The 18,750-nt window shown below is 62.7% G+C and carries 16 protein-coding genes, 1 tRNA gene and 1 pseudogene; 13 read left to right on the plus strand and 5 right to left on the minus strand.

The features are described from left to right. Positions 1 to 43: 43 nt before the first annotated feature. The 5 genes and pseudogenes from JM946_RS25350 to JM946_RS31810 all read left to right on the plus strand — a co-directional run bounded on the left by JM946_RS25350 (position 44) and on the right by JM946_RS31810 (position 5,421). The gene (locus tag JM946_RS25350) at positions 44 to 1,111 is read left to right on the plus strand and encodes an MBL fold metallo-hydrolase (protein ID WP_203170174.1); all 1,068 of its coding nucleotides are present in this window, start codon (positions 44 to 46) and stop codon (positions 1,109 to 1,111) included. A gap of 182 nt (positions 1,112 to 1,293) precedes the next feature. Continuing rightward, the gene (locus JM946_RS25355; RefSeq protein ID WP_203170175.1) at positions 1,294 to 4,077 is read left to right on the plus strand and encodes a S8 family serine peptidase; all 2,784 of its coding nucleotides are present in this window, start codon (positions 1,294 to 1,296) and stop codon (positions 4,075 to 4,077) included. An 11-nt stretch (positions 4,078 to 4,088) separates the two neighbouring features. Further along, the gene (locus JM946_RS25360) at positions 4,089 to 4,721 is read left to right on the plus strand and encodes a YybH family protein (RefSeq protein ID WP_203170176.1); all 633 of its coding nucleotides are present in this window, start codon (positions 4,089 to 4,091) and stop codon (positions 4,719 to 4,721) included. A gap of 243 nt (positions 4,722 to 4,964) precedes the next feature. Continuing rightward, positions 4,965 to 5,123: pseudogene (locus JM946_RS25365) on the plus strand (type II toxin-antitoxin system RelE/ParE family toxin); the annotation flags it as partial. 16 nt (positions 5,124 to 5,139) lie between these two features. Then, positions 5,140 to 5,421: a HigA family addiction module antitoxin gene (locus JM946_RS31810; RefSeq protein WP_269141117.1), complete on the plus strand. Its 282-nt coding sequence runs from the start codon at positions 5,140 to 5,142 to the stop codon at positions 5,419 to 5,421. 102 nt (positions 5,422 to 5,523) lie between these two features. On the opposite strand, the gene JM946_RS25375 is transcribed toward JM946_RS31810, so the two are convergent. From JM946_RS25375 to JM946_RS25385, 3 genes are all read right to left on the minus strand, one after another. Beyond that, a tRNA-Thr gene (locus JM946_RS25375) sits at positions 5,524 to 5,599 on the minus strand. 73 nt (positions 5,600 to 5,672) lie between these two features. Beyond that, on the minus strand, positions 5,673 to 6,596 hold the full coding sequence (locus tag JM946_RS25380) for a TolB family protein (RefSeq protein ID WP_203170179.1): 924 nt from the start codon (positions 6,594 to 6,596) through the stop codon (positions 5,673 to 5,675). Continuing rightward, positions 6,593 to 7,678 (minus strand): hypothetical protein, encoded by a 1,086-nt coding sequence (locus tag JM946_RS25385; RefSeq protein WP_203170180.1) that lies wholly within the window; start codon positions 7,676 to 7,678, stop codon positions 6,593 to 6,595. Before JM946_RS25385 ends, JM946_RS25380 begins: the two co-directional genes overlap by 4 nt. Positions 7,679 to 7,774: 96 nt before the next feature. Here JM946_RS25385 and JM946_RS25390 point away from each other — a divergent pair, with 96 nt between their 5' ends. The 5 genes from JM946_RS25390 (at position 7,775) to JM946_RS25410 (ending at position 15,057) form a co-directional block, all read left to right on the plus strand. Beyond that, positions 7,775 to 8,707, plus strand: coding sequence for a LysR substrate-binding domain-containing protein (locus JM946_RS25390; RefSeq protein ID WP_203170181.1), 933 nt, complete (start codon positions 7,775 to 7,777; stop codon positions 8,705 to 8,707). A gap of 74 nt (positions 8,708 to 8,781) precedes the next feature. Then, positions 8,782 to 10,101 carry a sugar MFS transporter gene (locus JM946_RS25395; RefSeq protein ID WP_407700595.1) on the plus strand — a complete coding sequence of 440 codons (1,320 nt, stop codon included), beginning with the start codon at positions 8,782 to 8,784 and terminating at the stop codon, positions 10,099 to 10,101. Positions 10,102 to 10,195: 94 nt separating this feature from the next. Beyond that, positions 10,196 to 11,119, plus strand: a complete 924-nt coding sequence (locus JM946_RS25400) for a class I SAM-dependent methyltransferase (RefSeq protein WP_203170183.1) — start codon at positions 10,196 to 10,198, stop codon at positions 11,117 to 11,119. 119 nt (positions 11,120 to 11,238) lie between these two features. Beyond that, positions 11,239 to 14,496 (plus strand): LpqB family beta-propeller domain-containing protein, encoded by a 3,258-nt coding sequence (locus JM946_RS25405; RefSeq protein WP_203170184.1) that lies wholly within the window; start codon positions 11,239 to 11,241, stop codon positions 14,494 to 14,496. Between the two features lie 234 nt (positions 14,497 to 14,730). Next, positions 14,731 to 15,057, plus strand: a complete 327-nt coding sequence (locus tag JM946_RS25410) for a hypothetical protein (protein WP_203170185.1) — start codon at positions 14,731 to 14,733, stop codon at positions 15,055 to 15,057. A 109-nt stretch (positions 15,058 to 15,166) separates the two neighbouring features. Here JM946_RS25410 and JM946_RS25415 read toward each other — a convergent pair whose 3' ends face one another. After that, positions 15,167 to 16,339, minus strand: a complete 1,173-nt coding sequence (locus tag JM946_RS25415; RefSeq protein ID WP_203170186.1) for an MFS transporter — start codon at positions 16,337 to 16,339, stop codon at positions 15,167 to 15,169. A gap of 11 nt (positions 16,340 to 16,350) precedes the next feature. Next, entirely contained in the window at positions 16,351 to 17,322 is a 972-nt protein-coding gene (ftrA, locus tag JM946_RS25420) for a transcriptional regulator FtrA (protein WP_203170187.1), read from the minus strand. Positions 17,323 to 17,413: 91 nt separating this feature from the next. Between ftrA and JM946_RS25425 the strand changes: the two genes are divergently transcribed. From JM946_RS25425 to JM946_RS25435, 3 genes are all read left to right on the plus strand, one after another. Then, positions 17,414 to 17,815, plus strand: a complete 402-nt coding sequence (locus tag JM946_RS25425) for a rhodanese-like domain-containing protein (protein ID WP_203170188.1) — start codon at positions 17,414 to 17,416, stop codon at positions 17,813 to 17,815. Further along, positions 17,812 to 18,267 carry a GNAT family N-acetyltransferase gene (locus tag JM946_RS25430; RefSeq protein WP_203170189.1) on the plus strand — a complete coding sequence of 152 codons (456 nt, stop codon included), beginning with the start codon at positions 17,812 to 17,814 and terminating at the stop codon, positions 18,265 to 18,267. The genes JM946_RS25425 and JM946_RS25430 overlap by 4 nt, the downstream gene beginning before the upstream one ends. 61 nt (positions 18,268 to 18,328) lie before the next feature. After that, entirely contained in the window at positions 18,329 to 18,748 is a 420-nt protein-coding gene (locus JM946_RS25435; RefSeq protein WP_203170190.1) for a hypothetical protein, read from the plus strand. Positions 18,749 to 18,750 lie beyond the last annotated feature (2 nt).

Genomic DNA, 18,750 nt, shown 5'->3' on the forward strand with positions numbered 1-18,750 from the left:
TGCTTATGATGCGGGCCATCGCTGTCTCTTTCGCGGAGATGACATGGCCCGCACGCTCTTGCCGCCAAGTTTGAGTTGGCTGTGGCTGCTGTTGCTGGCAGACGCGGCCTCGGCAGCGAATGGATTCTCTGTGACGCGGCTGCGCGATAATGTCTTCGCAGTCATGCGCACCGACCCGCCGGGCTTCGCAGTGGAATCGAACGCCGGCTTCGTCGAGTGCGCCGATCACGTGGTCGTGATCGATGCGCAATCCAACGATGCCACCACCACCTTGGTGCTGAGTGAAATCCGGCTGCGCACCGGCAAGCCGGTGCGTTATCTCGTCAACACGCATTGGCACGACGATCACATCGTCGGCAATCGGATCTATCGCAATGCCTTTCCCTCGATGAAGATCGTCGGGCACGCGGCGTCGCTCGACTATCTGCCCACCCAGGGCAAGAAAAATCGAGATCAGTTTCATCAAGCGATTCCGGACGTGCTGGCGAGCTTTCGCAAGCTGCTGGAGACTGGCAAGACCCGCTCCGGCAAGCCGCTCAGCGAGGAGCAGCGGCGCAGCCTGGAAAGTGACATCCGACTGGGCGAGGGGTATGCGACGGTGCCGAGCGATTTCGTCGCGTTGCTGCCGGACATCGCGGTCAAGGACAAATATTCCATTCGCGACGCGGGCTGCGCCGTCGACGTGCTCGCGTTGGGCAACGCGCATACCACCGGCGATCTGGTGGTCCACTTGCCCAGGCATGGCATCGTGTTCGTCGGCGACATGGTGGGTTGGCCCGTGCCGCTGGTCGGTTTGGACCAGTCGCGCGTTCGAGAATGGGGCGGGACGTTGAGGCGCGTGCGCGATCTCGAAGCATCAGTGGTGATTCCCGGCCACGGACCGGTGATGCGCGACAACTCTCATATCGACCGCATCATCGATCTCATGACCACTATCACCCGACGTGTCGACGAAGCGAGGGCGACGAGCGACTCGCTGGAGGCAGCGCGCGGCCGCATCGATCTAACGGATCTGCGACGCCAGTTCGCCGGTGAAAGTGATGTCAACGGCGCGTTGTTCGATGCCTATGTGACTGGCCCGGCGGTGGGCAACGCCTGGAATCTTCGTTAGCCGCTTGGCCGGCTCATCTCATTTCACACGGCCCGGTATACAAGTTGACTGCCGCTCGAGGCATGTCCGAAAGACGTCGTATATCGGCAGCTATGCGGCTTGAATCGCTTCGACCGACGGCGTAGCGTCGGCCACGACAACAAAAGGCGATCGCACCGTCACAAACAACACGGAGTACGTTCATGAAGAGGCATGAGGGATTGCGTTGGCTGCGATCCGGCGCATCGCGTCTGGCCGCGCCTGGAATTCTCGGCGCTGTCGCGCTGGCATTGTCACCTTTACCCGTTGCTGCAAAGCCCGGCGCGCCGAACCTGGGCGGCGGTCTTGAACAACTTGCACAGCCGGCCGCAGCGCTGCGCACGACGGCGGTTTCTGAAGTGCAGTTGGCGCACCCGGTACAGATGGATGCCGACGGGCGCGCACTGGTTCGCATCTCGCTCGACGGCAGAACGCCCGCCGAGGCGGTGTTACAAAGCCTGCGTAGCACGGCCGGCGTGGAAGTGATGGCTACCGACATGAGCTATCGCGCCGGCGTGATCGAAGCTTACGTTCCCCCCGCTTCGCTATTGAGCATCGCCGGCAAAAAAGGCGTGCTCGCGGTCGTGCCGTCCAGCCCGATGGTGACCAACGTGGGGCTCACCGACAGCCAGGGTGTCGTGCAACATCGTGTCGACAAGATCCCCGGCATCGATGGCGCCGGCATCACGGTGGGCGTGATGTCGGATAGTTACGATACCAATGCCGCACCCAACAGCGCAGCCGCGGACGTCGCCAGCGGAGATCTGCCGGGCGCGGGCAATCCGAGTGGCAATACCGAACCGGTGGTGATTCTGCAGGACTGGCCGAACGCGTCGGATGAAGGGCGCGCGATGTTGCAGATCGTGCATGACATGGCGCCCAAGGCCCGACTCGGCTTCGCTACTGCCAACGGTGGCGAGGTGAACTTCGCCAACAACATTCGGGCGCTCGCGGGCTTCCCGGATGCGCCGAACGCCGTGCCCGGTTTCAAGGCCGACATCATCGTCGATGACATCATCTATCTGGCCGAACCGTTCTTCCAGGACGGCATCGTGGCGCAGGCGGTCGACGAAGTGGCCGCGGCCGGCGTGTCGTACTTCTCGTCCGCCGGCAATCGTCCTGCCACGCAGTCTTATGACTCCAAGCCACGGCTGGTGCCGGGAACCGCCGCCTCCTGGTCGGGCACGAACCTGGATTTCACCGGCGTGGATCCAGCGTTGTATGCAGGTGGCTTCCACGATTTCAACGAAGGCAGCGAGGTCGATATCGCGCAGACCATCGCGTTCAACAGCGGCAGCACCATCGTGTTCCAATGGAACGAACCATACGATCCAGTGCCACCGACGCCGGTGGGGCCGCCGATCGTCTCCGGCGTGGGCACCGTGCCACCGGGCGCAACTTCGTCTTTCACGTTTGCTGGCGCGGTCGGGCAGCTGGTCGAAATTTTCGTCGACGCGGACGACACCACCACGGGCGTGCCCAATCCCGATCTGGTGTTCACGCTGCTCGATCCGAACGGTGCGCAAATCCAGTTCGTGGATACTTCCACCAATCCCGAATCGCTGACCCTGGAGCTGCCGATCGCCGGTACCTACACGGTGGTGGTGGACAGTTTCGCGGCGTCGCAGTTCGGCGATTATTTGTATCGGGTTCAGGAGGTGGAGGTGGTCGAGCAGGTGCTGTCCGACTACAACTTGCTGTTCTTCCTCCCGAACGGCACGTTCGTGGGCGCGTTCGCGGAACAGAACCGCTTCAGCAATCGGCCCGTGGAGATCGGCTCGCTGCCAGGCGCCACGCTGCAGATGGTGATTGCGCGGGCCAACACTCCTGACAACAGGAATCGCAACGTCGCCGATCGCATTCGTTACGTCGGCTTCAGTGGCGTGAACCCGCAGGAGTATTTCAGCTATCTCAGCCCGGTGACGTTCGGCCACAACTCGGCGCAAGGTGCGATGAGTGTTGCGGCTTATGCCTTCTACGCGCCGTTCGTGCCGGAGGCGTTCACGTCGCCCGGGCCATCGACCATTTATTTCGACAAGAACAACAAACGCTATCGCACGCCGCAAATCCGGCAGAAGCCGGACATGGCGGCGATGGATGGCGCCAACACCACGTTCTTCAGCTCGGACTCTAGTGTCGATGACGATACGTTCCCGAACTTCTTCGGCACCAGCGCGGCAGCGCCTCATGCGGCGGCGATTGCCGCCCTGGTGCTCGATGCGGCCGGCGGGCCCGGCAAGGTGAAGCCGGATCGCATGCGCAAGATCCTGCAGGAGAGTGCGTTCCGACACGACCTGGATCCATTCTTCTCTTCGGGCTTTGCGCTGTCGGGCGGCAGCCTGGTGGCGATCAACGCGTCGGCGGATCAGAACACCATCAGTCAGTTCGATCCCAACGTATTCACCCTCACTCAGATCGGCTTGCGCAGGCTGGCGAGCCTGTCGATCAATGGCAGCCAAGCCAATCAGACACAGACTCCTGAGGGCATCGTGTTCGATGAGCGCACTACGCCACTGCCGGCGCCGGGTCAGCCGTTCGTGATCGGTCGCACGGTGGGATTGAGCCCGTCCGACATCACCGCCTCGTTCTCGTTGCCGGCCGATCCTCCGGGCCTGCCGGGGCAATGGAAACAACTCGATCTCGCCTTCGCGCCCGGATCGTTCCGCAGCGGCGATCTGTTGTCCTTCGGCGTCGATCGCGACGAGGCCGATGTCGCCGGCCCGAATGGCGCGGCCGGCGGCAACTCCGCCGACTTGCTGGGTGACGGCGTGCTCATTCCTTCCGGCGAGGTCGTGCGCGGCGGCGCCAGGTTCTTCGGCACCTACGAAGGCGGCGGCTCGTTCCGCGGCGAGTTCTTCAACCTCATCGGCAAGGGCTACAGCCGCCTCGACGGCTACGGCTTCGTCAATGCCGAGGCGGCGGTGAAGGCCGTGCAGAAGAAAAGATAGCGCTTCGCTCATTGTTGCTCATCACCCGGGCCCGCGGCGTTTCTGTCGCGGGCCCTTTGTTTTTTAGACCGTTGGCGGTGGTGGGTGCGTTTACACTGGATCCTGGCACGCTTTTCAGAGGACGCGACATGCATTCTTGTACTCGCTTTCCCACGCGCCTCCTTCTCGCGTTTTGTCTATTACCTGCGCTCGGCGCACCGCCGAGCTTCGTCGTCGCCGACGAAGCCTCTGATCGAAAGTCCATCTCGTCCGCGGCCGTCGAGTGGGCTCGTGCATTCAACTCTCACGATGCCGCCGCCTTCGCTGCGCTTGTCACAGAAGACGTGCTCGTGTTGACCGGCGAAGCACATCGCATCGACAAACCCTCTCTCGCCGCCCAGTCTTGGCTTCGTGCCGCCTCACTCACTCACGGCGAAATCAAAGCCAGCGATCGCGAAATCGTCATCACCGGCGACACCGCCTGGCGCGTCGGCGCCATCGCCTATCAACGCTCCAACGGCTCATGGCACAAAGGCCAAACCCTCGAAATCTGGAAACGCACCCCCGCCGGCTGGAAACTCCACCGCCAAATGTCCTCCCACCTCCTCGAACACACGCTTCGCCCACCACCCTCCGAGCCGGTGCTGGATAAGCCAACGAACTGATTCGCCCTTCTTCTGCCGCCGACCGGAACGCCTGTCGCGCGATAGTTGCTGCGGAAGCCGCCGCGCGAGATTCCGCGGAAACGATTAGCGGCAGTAGGCCGCAGAAGCCCTCACATACATTCAGCGCGTGGGCAGAGAACGAGCTCCGCGCTGTTCTGCTAGATGTAGTGGAAGTGGTCCGTGCAAACGACACCACGGCACATGCGCGCATGAGGTGCTGTCTCTGGGTCAGCTCGACGCCGCCGTCGGCCCGGCGATATGGATCGTCCTGGATGGCGCTTCCATCCATTGAAGGGTGATCTAAAGGGTCACTTCGCCGTGTGGGTCGATGAGAATTGGCGGCTGACCTTCACATTCGCTGGCGAAGACGTCGAGCTCGTTGATTACCAGGACTATCACTGAGGCTGCCATGTCGCAGATGCATGATCCTCCGCATCCCGGAGAAATACTCCAAGACACTGTATTGCGAGAGATGACTGTGACTGAGTTCGCCAAGCGGCTCAGCGTGTCGCGGGTAGCGCTTTCTCGCGTCGTGAACGGTCGAGCAGCTGTAAGCGCGGAACTGGCGATCCGGCTGGCCGCTGCGCTCGGCGGCTCGGCCGAGACTTGGATGCGCATGCAGGTCGCTTACGATCTGTGGCATGCGCAGAAGAAGCGGCGACCAAAGATACGACCTATTGAGTTGCGGCAATCTGCGTAACAACGACCCGATTACGCATGAGCCAACGTCCCAGGGAGGTCGACGATGTAGCGGACCAACCTGGTCACAGGATTTGCTTCGGGAGTCCCGCGGAAGGGGAGGTGGTGCCGGCTGCAGGAGTCGAACCCGCGACCCACGGTTTACAAAACCGTTGCTCTACCAGCTGAGCTAAGCCGGCCCAGAAGAGGGCGGGCATTGTATGCCAGATCGGGGCTGGCGGGAACCTCGATTGGGGAGTGTCCGGAGAGGCGCTACAGTTTTTGCGAGCGAACCGGCGTGAGGCGGTACTTGAAGGTGTAGATATCGGTGCTGCCGGCGCGAGCTTCGGGGCGTTGGCTGGAGAGAGTGAGGCGAGAGGGGTCGGACCAATCGAGCATGGGGCCATAGGTGTTCTGGCCGACGGCGTTGACGCTCGATGGCAGCACGACGCCGGCGTCATAGCCGTCGGAGCGTAGAGATGAGTAGGCGAGGGTGACCCGATCGGTCTGGAGATTCGGCGAGCGGGCGAACACCACCGTGACGTTGTCGGCAAGAAACGTTGCGTCGAATTCGTCGGCGGCGGTGTTGATGGCGCCGGGCAGGGGAACCGCGGTATCGAAGGAATCGTCAGGCCGGCGAGCGGAGACGAACAGGTCGAAGCGTCGAGCGCCGCGGCCGTTGCTGGAGAACAGAAGTTTGTGGCCGTCCGGGGAGAGCATAGGCGCCCATTCGTCAGCCGCGCTGTTGACGTTTGCGCCGAGGTGCTCGACCGCACCAAAGCCGTCGGCCAGCACAGCAACGCGATAAAGATCGTCGCCACCCAATCCACCCGAACGATTGGAGCAGAAATAAATAAAGCGACCATCGGCGGAAAAAGCCGGATCGAAGTCCCGCTGAGGCGAGTTGAACGGCGCAGGCGAGGCGGCGCCCCAACCACCGGGAGTACGCGACGAGATCCAGATGTCATATTCGCCCGGGCCGCCGGCGCGATTGCGCGTAAACCAGGCGGCGGTCCGGCCGTCCGGGCTCAACGTCAATCTCACATCGGACGCTTCGGTGGAAACCACGCCGGGCGCGAACAGCTCGGCAGGGGAAACCACTTCCACATTGGCAGGCACAGCATCCGTCGAGCAGATCACCGGCAGCGACAGCAGGCAACGAGTGGCAAGCTCGGTAACAACGGCGCTCACGGTCACGAGGATTTCCTGGTCAGCTCACTGATCCAGTTGGTCTCCCACGTGCGCCCGCCATCCGCGGACGACGCTTGTTCCCAGTGGGCCGAGCCGGCCGTGATCCTGGACCACTGCGAGCGCACCTTGATCGGCTTGCCATTGGAAACATCGTCGCCCACGAACGTTCCAACGCCATCCTTGAAGCTGCCGCGCAACGGCGCTCCGATCTGCGAAGGATTGCGACCGTCGAGCCACGAGCTGAACCATTCGCGCGTCTCGCTATCGAAGACGCGGAGACTCACGCCGCAGTAAGTGCCACCCGGCGCATTGAATACATTGTCGCCGACATTGCCGAATCCACCGAGCACCGGCCAGTTCACCAGGCTGTTGTCGAACTCTTCCCACTGTGTGCTGCCGGCGAGCCTCTGTTTGAGGCGACGATTGCGCACATGCCAGGAGCCCACCAGAAAATCGAAGTCGCGCGGCGCGCCCTCGATGCGAGGCAAAGGCGAGGGTTTGGCATTGGTGCGCGTGAAGTAATTGCGCCAATTGACCTCCCAGGTTTTGCCGCCATCGGCGGACATCGATTGCTCCCAGTTCGGTCGCGCGCTGTGAATATCCAACCAACGGAAGCGCACGGTCACCGGCCGTCCCTTGAATGTGTCTTCGCCAACGAAAATGCCAGTGTCTCCTTCGAAGCCGCCGAGCACGGGAGGATCGATGCGCGAAGCATTGCGGCCGTCCACCCACCAGATCGACCACTTGCGGCTGGCCGGATCGAAAGCACGCAGCGTGAGCCCGCGATAGGTGCCGGCAGGCAGGTCGACTATGTTGTCGTCGATGGTGCCCAGGCCGTTCAAGCTCAGCCACAACGCGCTCTTGCCAGTGAACTCCTGCCATTCGTTGCTGCCGGCCAGCCGTTCCTTCAGGCGTCGATGCCAGACATCCCAATTGCCGATCAGCCAATCCCAATCGTGCGCGTGATCCGGTCGCCCGCTCGCGAATGCCGGTCTGCATGCGCTCGCGACACCCGCTATCGCCATCGCAATCATCACGTCACGCCGGGTTTGGATAAGCGCGCCGTTGCTCGCCGAAGGACCTTTCATGTGCCGACATCCTCAATGATGTGAACCAGCGAATGTTGGCAAGACGCAGCCGTTGTTGACCACGCGAAGATCGGGCCTATACCCTAAGTCAAACTTATGGTGTGGGATCACCGCTTTCCGTCGCTCGTGTCGATCCGCGCCTTCGAGGCGGCGGCTCGCCATGGCAGTTTCGCCAAGGCGGCCCACGAGCTCGACACGACCGCGGCATCGGTCAGTTATCACGTGCGTCAGCTGGAGAAGCAGGTCGGCGTGACCTTGTTTCACCGCCATCCGCACAAGGTGGAGCTCACCGGGCCGGGCGAGTTGATTGCAAAAGAGGCGATGAGCGCATTCGCGGCTCTGCGCGCGAGTTTCATCAACGCGGTCAATCTCGATCAATCGCGCTTGTCGATCACGGCCTTGCCGACCTTCGGCACCAGTTGGCTCACGCCACGGCTCGGACGCTTTCGCGCCAGGCATCCAGACATTCAGTTCGAGCTGGAGCTATCGGCCGAAGCGCAGGACCTCACCGCCGGCCGCTTCGACGCTGCAGTTCGCAACGGCCACGGTCGTTGGCCGGGACTGCGCGTCAACAGGCTTTTTCCAAGCATCTTCATGCCACTATGTGCGCCGGGCTTGAAGGCGGCTGCCGCGAAGCTGGCCGATCCGCGTGGCGCGATGGATGTGCCGCTGCTCGGCCGCACCGACTGGTGGACGTTGTGGTATCGAAGCTTGGGATTCGAGCAAGTGCCGGCGCTCGACAGCATCAAGACCCATCTGACCGTGGAGTATCTCGACATCACGCAAGCAATGGCGGGCCACGGCGTAGCCATCGGCTCGCCCATCCTGTTCAGGAACGAACTGGACGCGGGCAGGCTGGTGCCTGCGCACGATCTCGTCGCCACCGATGGCCGCGCGTTCTGGTTCACCGTGCCGGTCGCGCGCCAGGACAGTCGCAAGATCGTCCAGTTCCGCGACTGGATCAGCGAAGAGGCGGCCGCGGCCCGCGACGCCGCTGCTGATTACATACGCCGAGCTCGCGCGGACTGATCAGCCGGCGGTTGCTGTCGAGCCGCCGACCTGGGCTATACTCAGACAATTAGCCCGCCCCCTCGGAGCAGTCGATGGCGTCCCCCGTGTCCTCTCTTCCGGCCAGCCACGCTGGCGGGATCACCGCTACGCAGAAGTCCGCGCTCACGCTGCTCGCCAGCCTGTTCTTCATGTGGGGATTCATCACCGTCATCAACAACACGTTGCTGCCGCATCTGCGCTCCGTGTTCGATCTGACGTACACCCAGACCACCTGGATCGAATCGGTATGGTTCATCGCGTACTTTTTCGCTTCGATTCCGTCGGCCAAGCTCATCGAGCGCATTGGCTATAAGTATTCGATGGTGGTGGGCCTGCTGATCATGGCGGTCGGCGCGCTGCTGATGATTCCCGCCGCGCGCATTCCTTCTTATGGCGTGGTCCTGACGGCGCTGTTCATCATCGCGGCTGGCATCACGCTGCTGCAGGTCGCTGCGAATCCGTACGTCGCGGTCATCGGACCGCCGGAGAGCGCGTCGTCGCGACTGAACCTGGTGCAGGCGTTCAACTCGATGGGTACGACGCTCGCGCCGCTGTTCGGTGGCTATCTCATTTTGAGCCGCAGCGCGTCGGGCAATGTGGAAGGCGGCGCCGCCGCGTTGACCATGGAGCAGCGCCTGGCCGATGCGCAGTCGGTGCAGCTGCCTTATCTGATCGTGGCGATGGTGCTGGTGGTGCTGGCGATCGTGATCGCTCGTTACAAACTGCCGGATCTGGACGCCGCCACCCGGCGCGTCGACGCCGAAGAGCGCAAGAAACATTCGCTGTGGCAGCATCGCAATCTGCTGCTGGGCATTCCGGCCATTTTCATTTATCTGATCGCCGAGATCGGCGTCAGCAATCTGTTCATCAACTTCGTGTCCGCGCCCGAGATCGGCAACATGTCGCACGCGCAGGCGTCGAACTATCTGTTCCTGCTTTGGGGCGGCATGATGGTGGGGCGCTTCGTCGGCAGTCATCTGATGCGCAGTTTCTCGGCCGAAAACGTGCTGGCCTGGGCCAGTATCGGCGCCTTCGTGGTGATGATGATCACGGTGCTCGCCAGCGGCAAACTGGCGATGTGGAGCCTGATCTCGGTCGGCCTGTTTCACTCCATCATGTTCCCGACCATCTTCACGCTCGGCATTCGCGGCCTGGGCCCGCTCACCGAAGAAGGCTCCGGCTTGCTGATCATGGCCATCGCCGGCGGCGCGCTGGTGGTGGTGCAGGGTCGGCTGGCCGACATGTTCGGTCTGCAGGCCTCCTTCCTGCTGACCGCGGTGTGCGAGCTCTATGTGCTCTTCTATGCGCTGTGGGGCTGCAAAGTGACCGCAGCGGAGCCCGAGCAACAGCTGACGGCGGCCGCAGAGCGCTGATTCGATTCGAGCCGGCCGCTGGACCCACGTCATGCTTGGCGTTCAGCCCGTGTTTGGCGCATAGTCCCGCGTTCGCTAACGAAGGAGAAAACCAATGAGGCATTCATTGCTAACGTCCTCGCGTCGCGTGGCGCAGGTGTCCGCCCTGGCGATGCTGACCGCACTGTCGGCTTGCTCCAAGCAGGAGCCCGCCACTCAGACGCCGCCCGTGGCCGAGACGCAGCCGGTGGCGGAGGATGCGCTGGTCGCGAGCATCAACGGCGAGTGGCGCAGTGCCGACGACAAGAGCCGCGATGTGTACCGCCATCCCAAGGAAGCGCTGGAGTTCTGGGGGCTCGCGCCGGGCATGACGATTCTCGAAGTGCAGCCGGGCGGCGGCTGGTGGAGCGACATTCTGGCTGCGTATGCCAAGGCGACCGGTGGCCAGTACTACGCCACTGCGGCGGATCTGGACAACCCGGAGCTGTCCGAGGCCGCACGCCAGGGCCGCAAGGATTTCGAAGCGCGCTTCGCGGCGAAGCCGGACGTCTATGGCACCGTGCAGTTCGTGAACTTCGGACCCAAGTCGGCCCCGCTGCCGGAGAACACGTTCGATTTCGCGCTGACCGCACGTTCGTTCCATGGCTGGATGGGCAACGGACTCACTGACAAATACCTCAAGGATCTGTACGGCGCGCTCAAGCCCGGTGGCATTCTCGCGATCGAGCAGCATCGCGCCAATCCGGGCGAGCAGGACCCGAAGGCTCCGAGCGGCTACGTGACCGAAGCCTACGTGATCGAGCAGGCGCAGAAGGCCGGCTTCGAACTGGTGGAGCGCTCGGAGATCAACGCCAATGCCAAGGACACCAAGGATCATCCGTTCGGCGTCTGGACGCTGCCGCCCACCAAGCGCACGCGGCCCTACAGTGAAGGCGCGGACGCGCACGATCCCAACTTCGATCGCGCCAAGTACGATGCGATCGGCGAGTCGGATCGCATGACCTTGAAGTTCCGCAAGCCCCCAACGTCGACGACTTGATGCGACGAGTGTCTCGGAGCGGCCGGTGACCGTCAGTCACCGAGCCGCTCCGAGAACGCGCCGGCCCGGATAACCGGGTTGGATAAGATCGCCCGCGACTACAACAGTGGGGATCATCGATGAGTGGACGTTGCAACGGGCCACCCTCGTCCGCGGTATGCGCGGTGTTGTGCGCCGTCTTTGCCGCTCAGGGACTCTCGGCCGCGGAGCGGGATCGCGGATATCGAGACATCGCCTTCACCGCGACCGAAGGGACGTGGATGAGCCTGGACGTGAGTCCCGACGGCAACACCATCGCCTTCGATCTGCTCAACGATATCTATGTGATGCCCGCAGCCGGCGGCCCCGCCACTGCCATCCACTCCGGTCCCGCTGCACAGCGCAGCCCCCAATTCAGCCCCGACGGCCAATCGCTGGTGTATCTCAGCGACGAAACCGGCGCCGACAACCTCTGGATCTCGGCGCTCGATGGCTCGAACCCGCGTCAGATCAGCGAAGAAACATTGGCGATGATCACCGGACCGGCGTGGGCGCACGACGGCCGTTCCATCGTGGCGGTGAAGACCACTGCCAGCACGTACGAGATGAAAACATCAGAGCTGCGCCGTTTCTTCCTGGACGGCGCGCCCGAGCAGGTCGTGGTGCCCAAGCCTGCCAGCGGCAGAGATGTACAGGAGCCGCGCCTGTCCCCCGATGGCCGCCATGTTTATTACACCGAACGCAAGGGCGGCGATCATTACGTGTATCTCAACACGGGCCTGAGCAACTTCGTGATTCGTCGTCACGATCTGCAGACTGGCGCAAGCATCGATCTCATCGGCGGATTTGGCAGCGCCACCACGCCCGAAGTCTCGCCCGATGGCAACAGCGTCGCATTCATTCGCCGTGTGGGCGCCAAGACCGTTTTGTTTCGTTATGACGTCACCGCTGGCACACAGCATCCGGTGTATCAGGAGCTGGATCGCGATCTGCAGGGCGACTACATCCCTCAGGAACACTATTACCCGGCATTCGGCTGGTTCCCGGACAATCGGCATGTCGCCATCTGGGGCAAAGGGCGGTTGCTCAAAATCGATGTGCAAACCGGCAGCGCGACGCAGATTCCGTTTCAGGCGCTGGCGCGCCATCGCATCCACGATGCGCTGCGCACGCAGCTCGATGCCGCTCCTGGTCAGGTCGACGTGCGCATCTTCCGGCATCTCGCCGTGTCGCCGAATGGTGAACTACTGTTTCGTGCTCTCGGAAAACTGTGGCGGCAGGATCTGGTCGGCCGACGTGCTCCACAGCGACTCACCAAGTCCGCGCAGTCCGAGAACGATCCCGCGTGGTCGACAGACGGGCGGCAGATTGCTTTTGTCGAATGGAATGACGAGACGGGTTCGTCTCTCAAGCTGCGTGCTGCCAATGGCGGCAAAGAACGGATCCTCGCCACCAGCCGCGGCGTGATTCGCCAGCCGACGTTCTCTCATGACGGCAAGCGCATCGCTTATCGCATCATGGAGGAAGACAGGGCGATGGGCGGTGCAGCCGACCGGGTGGGCATCTACATCGTGAATGTCGATGGCAGCGGCGAGCGCTTTCTCACCGAAGCCGCTGGGCTCGCGCAGTTCTCACCTGACGACAAGCGCGTCTATTTCTTCGGTGCGCCGGACTACGTCGGGCGTAGAGTCGTCCAGCTCCGCAGTATCGGCGTCGATGGCCAGGGTGCTCGCGAACACGCGTACGCCGAAACAGCGGACACCGGTGATTTCACCTTGAGTCCCAACGGCCAGTGGCTGGCGTTCAAAGAGTTCAACCAGCTCTATGTGATGCCCTACAAAGAGCACGACGAGCCGTTCGCCGTCACCGCAGTAGGGAACGAAGCCGCGCGTCGCCTGACCACTGTCGGCGGATTCGAGATGGTCTGGACGCCGGACTCTGCCAGGTTGCTTTGGACCCTGGGCCGAGATCTGTTCGTGACTGCGCCGGGCGATCACGGCTTGGTTGAGAATCCGCAGCGTGCAATCACGTTGACGGCGCCAGCCGATGTGCCCGAAGGAACGATCGCATTCGTCAACGCGCGCATCATCCCGATGACCGACGCGAATGTGATCGAGCGTGGCGCCGTGGTCGTCGAGCGAAATCGAATCAAAGCCGTCGGCTCAATGGACAGCGTCACTGTTCCGAAAGGCGCGAAAGTGATCGATCTCGGTGGCAAGACGATCATGCCAGGCATGTTCGATGCGCACGGCCACATCGACTGCTGTTACATGACCGGCATCACGCCGGTGAAGCGGCCGACACACTACGCCGCGCTCGCTTACGGTGTCACCACCAACTTCGATCCATACGCGAGCGAGCTGACGAGTTACGAGGCCACCGAGATGACTCTGGCAGGCGAGCTGGTGGGGCCGCGCTGGTTGAGCACGGGCGCTGTGATCTACGGGCGTTCCGGTAAGCCGGACCGCATCTATGACCCCATCTTCAGCCTGGAAGACGCGCGCAACATCGTGCGTCGGAAGGCCGCGATCGGTGGAAACATTCTCAAGAGCTATAAGCTGACCACGCGCGAGCAAAAGCAGTGGCTGCTGCAAGCAGCGGCCGAAGGGGGCTTGATGGTGGACGCCGAGGGTGCGGGGCACTTCTACGATAACGTCAGCATGATCCTCGATGGCCATACCAATCTCGAGCACAACCTGCCAGTGGCGACGTACTACGACGATCTGCTCCAGCTGTTCAAGCATTCGACCGTCTCGAGCACGCCGACGCTCATCGTCACGTTCGGCGAACTGTTCGGCGAAAACTACATCTATCAGCATCAGGAGCCATGGAAGGAGAGCAAAGTCCGCAGCTACATCCCGGGCGTGAACAACGCTTACAACCCTATTCTGGGGGCAGTCGAGGCGCCGTTGTATGTGCGTGGCATGCAGACCATCCATTATGCGGACGAGCTTTACGACATCGGTTTCCGTTCGGTGGGACGCTCGATCAAGCGACTCGACGATGCCGGTGTAACCATCAACGTAGGATCGCATGGGCAGGCGTCGGGCATCGCCATTCATTGGGAGATGCAGTTGCTTGCTGAAGGCGGCATGTCGCCGATGCGAAGCCTGCGTGCGGCGACCATCAACGGCGCGCGAACCTATGGGCTGGATCATCAGCTCGGATCCATCGAGCCCGGTAAGCTCGCCGACCTGATCGTGCTGGAGCGTGACCCGCTCGCCGATATCCAGAATACCAACAGTGTTCGCTACACGATGGTGAACGGCCGGTTGTACGACGCCGAAAGCATGAATGAGATCGGTAATTACGACCGGCCGCGGACGCGGTTTTATTGGGAGCTCGGCGAGCGTCACGGTATCGACTGGAGCCCGGCGTGGGCCGGACACAAACATTGAGTCGGTTGAATCGTGGATAGTCGCACGCCGGGCCGTACATCGCGCGACAGCTTATAACTTACGGTTTCGTCTCGGAGTAGCCACGCATAAATCGGCAGATTCGGATGCAACTCCGCATCGCGTCTCGGCGTTTAGCACCGCGATGTGAGGCGCGGCATCGATGAGGGAAATTTCCTTTCGCGATTCTCGCGGGGGACCTCATAGATCAGTCAACAGGCGTCGAGGAGACGACACATGTCGAACGAGCGTAATAATCCGCAGGACAAGGATCGCAATCAGCAATTGGGCGACGAAGCCAATCGCAATCAGCAGCAACAGAACTCACCGGGTGGCCGACAGCAGGGCCAGAGCCCCTCGCGGCAGGATCAGCAGGTCCGCCAGGACCAGCAGGGCGGCGGCTCCCGCTCTGGCCAGCAAAGCCAGCAAAGCGGGCAGCGCGGCCAGCCGGGTCAGCAGTCCGGTCAAGGCCAGATGCGCTCACCGCAGCAAGGTGGGCAGCAGGGCAGTCGCGAGCACCAGCAGGACATCCGTCAGCCGGGAGACCGGGACCGTAACCGCTGATGGGTTGAAGCTCGTCGTCCCGATGGGGCCGTTTGGCAAAGGCACAATGCGCGGTCCCATCTCGACGGCGGGTCACCAGGAAAGCCAGCCGGAGGTCCGGCTGGCTTTTTTACTTGGGTGCCACTGCGAGCTCGACCCGGCGAAGCGCCCAGTACGCAACGACTAGCACCGACCAGCAGATCGTCAGCACGATCGGAATCAGTTCCAGTCCCCTGTGTTGCGCGATCAAGCCGCAAATGGCCGGCAAAGCAGCCAGCCCGACCGCAGCGATCGAGATCTGCAAGCCGACGGTGTTGGCCGTGTGCTGTGGGCCGACACGCGCCGGCGTGGTTGCAATCAATGACGGAAAGATCGGGCCGGACGCAAAGCCCACCAGCATGATCGCTGCTGTGTCGACCAGCGGATGAACGTTCGATGCCAGCGCGAGCATGCCGCCCAGCGCGGTCACGATGCAGAGCTTGATGACTGCATCGGGGCTGACATCCGCCGGCAGGAGCGCATAGCTCAGACGACTGGCGAACAAGCCTCCCCAGTAGAGCGAGACCGCGGTGCCGGCCGACGCGGTGGCGATGTCACGCGCTTCGTACAACAGTGAAAAGACCCAGGCGCCCGCAGCGGCTTCACATCCCGTATAGAAAAAGAACACCAGCAATGACAGCTGTACCTTGCCGAGTCGCAATGTTTCCAACAGGTGCGCCGGACGATGATGCTCTTGATGGGCTGGCGTAGGCGGCGGCCAGTGCTTGCGCGACAACGCGAAGGCGACCGCGAGCGCGACTTCGATGCCTACGATGATGCGATAGCCGAGTTGCCATTCGCGATCCGCCGTGAGCACGGCAGTCATCAAAGCGGGGCCGGCGGCGGCGCCCACTCCATAGAACGCGTGCAGAACATTCACTACGCGTGCCGAATAGCGTGTAGCCGCGTGCGTATTGATCGCGGCGTCGATCGAGCCTGCGCCGAAGCCGGTCAGTAGTCCCAGCGCCACCAGCACGATCCAGCTTGGCGCGATCGTGTAACTGAACAGGCTGATCGCCGTGAGCGCGCACGAGAGCGCGAGCAGATCGCCGATGCTCAGGCGGCGCAAGATTGCGCCCGTCGCGGTGCTCGCAATCACCGATCCCACTGTCACAGTGACGAACAACGGCCCCAGTGCATCCTGCGGCAGCTGAAAATAGCGACGAATCGCCGGCCAGGCGACGCCGATGACCGCATCGGGCAGACCCAGAGCAATAAAGCCCACGAAGCTCAGGACGAGCAGCAGCGTATTGCGTCGTGACATGCGGGATGGATTCAGCGCGCGGCGAACTGCCGACGATACGTGGCCGGACTGGTCCCGGCAACACGTCGGAAATGCCGTCGAAACGTTTCCTGCGATTTGAATCCCACTGCTTCCGCGACATGCGGCAGCGAATGTCGGCCCGCCTGCAGCAGATCTTTCGCCAGCGCGACGCGCTCACGAATCAACCATTCGTAGGGGCCGAAACCCACCGTATCCTGAAATTGGCGTTGCAACGTCCGCGGACTCATGGCAGCCCGGCGCGCCAATGTTTTCAATGTGTGGGCCTGCGCCGGGTGCGACCGGACCCAATCGATCAGCTTGGACAAACGGTTGCGCTCGTCTTGCGGCATGGGGCGCGGCAGGTACTGGGCCTGACCACCCTCACGATGCGGCGGAATCACCAATCGTTGTGCCACCTGGTTGGCGATCCTGGCGCCATAGTCCCGCCGCACGAGGTGTAACAACATGTCCAGTCCAGCGGCGGAGCCAGCCGAGGTGAGCACCTGCCCGGAATCGATGTAGAGCGAGTTGGGTTCGACGGTGACGCCAGGGTAGCGTCTGCTCAGGCGCTCGGCGTAGCGCCAGTGGGTGGTGACCGTTCGCCCCTCGAGCACGCCCGCGGCAGCGAGCACGAACACGCCCGAACAGATCGTGCAAAGGCGCGCTCCGCGCTCGTAAGCAGCGCGAATCTTTCGCAATAGGGCAGGCGGAGGCAGTTCGTCCGCATTCCGCCAACCTGGAATCACGATCGTATCCGCCTGGTCGAGCAGCGCCAGCGAGTTGGGCACTCGCACTTCGATTCCACCGGCGGCGCGCAGCGGCCCGCGCTCGGCCGAGCACACCGAGAACTCGTACCACTCGACCGCCAGCTCGGGCCGCTCCAGTGCGAACAACTCGACCACGCAACCGAATTCGAACGTGCACAGCCCGTCGTAGGCCACAGCCACCACCCGATGACGTTGCGGTCGCGATCTTTTGCTCATGGCGCGATGTTACCGATCTATGGCGTCAGCGCCAGTGCGGGCGTGAGCTGTGTTTGCGCACAATGTCTTTACCGATCCACTGGAGGCGTTTATGACGACCGCTGTGACCGCTGTTCCGCCCGCTGCCAGCGACCGCGCGCTTAGGCATTTCGAGTCGGCGCTGGAATTCGAAACCGATTGCTGGGACGTACACGACGCCATGTCCAGCGGCAAGGCCGATTTCGTGCTGCTCGACGTGCGCAGTCACGTCCTCTATGAGAAAGGGCACGTGCCCGGCGCGGTGAGCCTGCCGCATGCGAAGATCATCGAGGGCACGCTGCGCGACTATCCGCCGCAAACGGTATTCGTGGTGTACTGCGCCGGCCCTCATTGCAACGGCGCTCATCGTGGCGCGATCCGACTGGCGCGACTCGGCCGGCCCGTGAAATTGATGATCGGCGGCGTCACGGGCTGGCTGGACGAAGGCTTCACTTTGGAGACAGGCAAAACATGATCCGCCCTGCTCTGGCGTCGGACGCGCCGCAATTGTTGTCGCTGATGCGAGGCCTGGCTCGTTTCGAAGGCTATGACGATCGGTTCGCGGTGACGGTGGAGGCGCTGCTCGAGCGCGGCTTCGCCGCAGAGCGTCCGCCGGAGTTCACTGCATGGGTGGCTGAGCTCGACGGATCGTTGGTGGGCTACGCTGTGATCTACGTCATCCCCTATACGTTCGATCTCCGTCCGACCGTCGTGCTGAAGGAGCTGTTCATCGACGAAGCGGCGCGGGGCCGAAACTTCGGACACGGGTTGATGAACGCCGTGGTCGAGCACGCGCGCTCGCTGAATGCGCGATTGCTCCGGTGGCAGGTGCTGCCGGACAATACCGCCGCCAGAAATTTCTATCGACAGCACGGCGGCGCCGTGGACTCCGATTGGGAAAATTGGTGCATCGATCTCGATCGATGACGGCGCGGCTGCGAGCGGCGGGGCGCTGGCCAAAAGCCGCGCATGCTCCTACTCTTACTGCATGTCCAGCATCAGTATCAGAGCGGTCATTCTCGCCAGTCTCGCGGTTCTTGGGGTGGACATCGTTTCCAGCCTGTTGCTCACCACAATGTTCGGCGGCCCTGGCTTCGGTTCCGGCCTGTCGGAGGAGGAGATCCGGCGCGCTTACCAGGTGCTGCTCCAGGACGTGCGTTATCTCACCTTCGGCCTGATCCTGGGCACCGCTTCGACCGTGCTCGGCGGCTATCTCGCCGCGCGCCTGGCGCGCACCATGCCGTACTTCAACGCGCTGGCGTTCGGGGTGCTCGCGCTGCTGATCAGCGCGATCGGCTCGGGCGATGTGCCCACCTGGTTCAAACTCATCGGCCTGCTGTTGACCTTGCCGGCCGCGTTGCTCGGCGGCCATCTCGCCAAGCAGCAGATGAGTCGGCCAGTGGCTTGATC

The organism is Steroidobacter gossypii (genome assembly GCF_016801985.1).
Classification (GTDB): Bacteria; Pseudomonadota; Gammaproteobacteria; order Steroidobacterales; family Steroidobacteraceae; genus Steroidobacter; species Steroidobacter gossypii.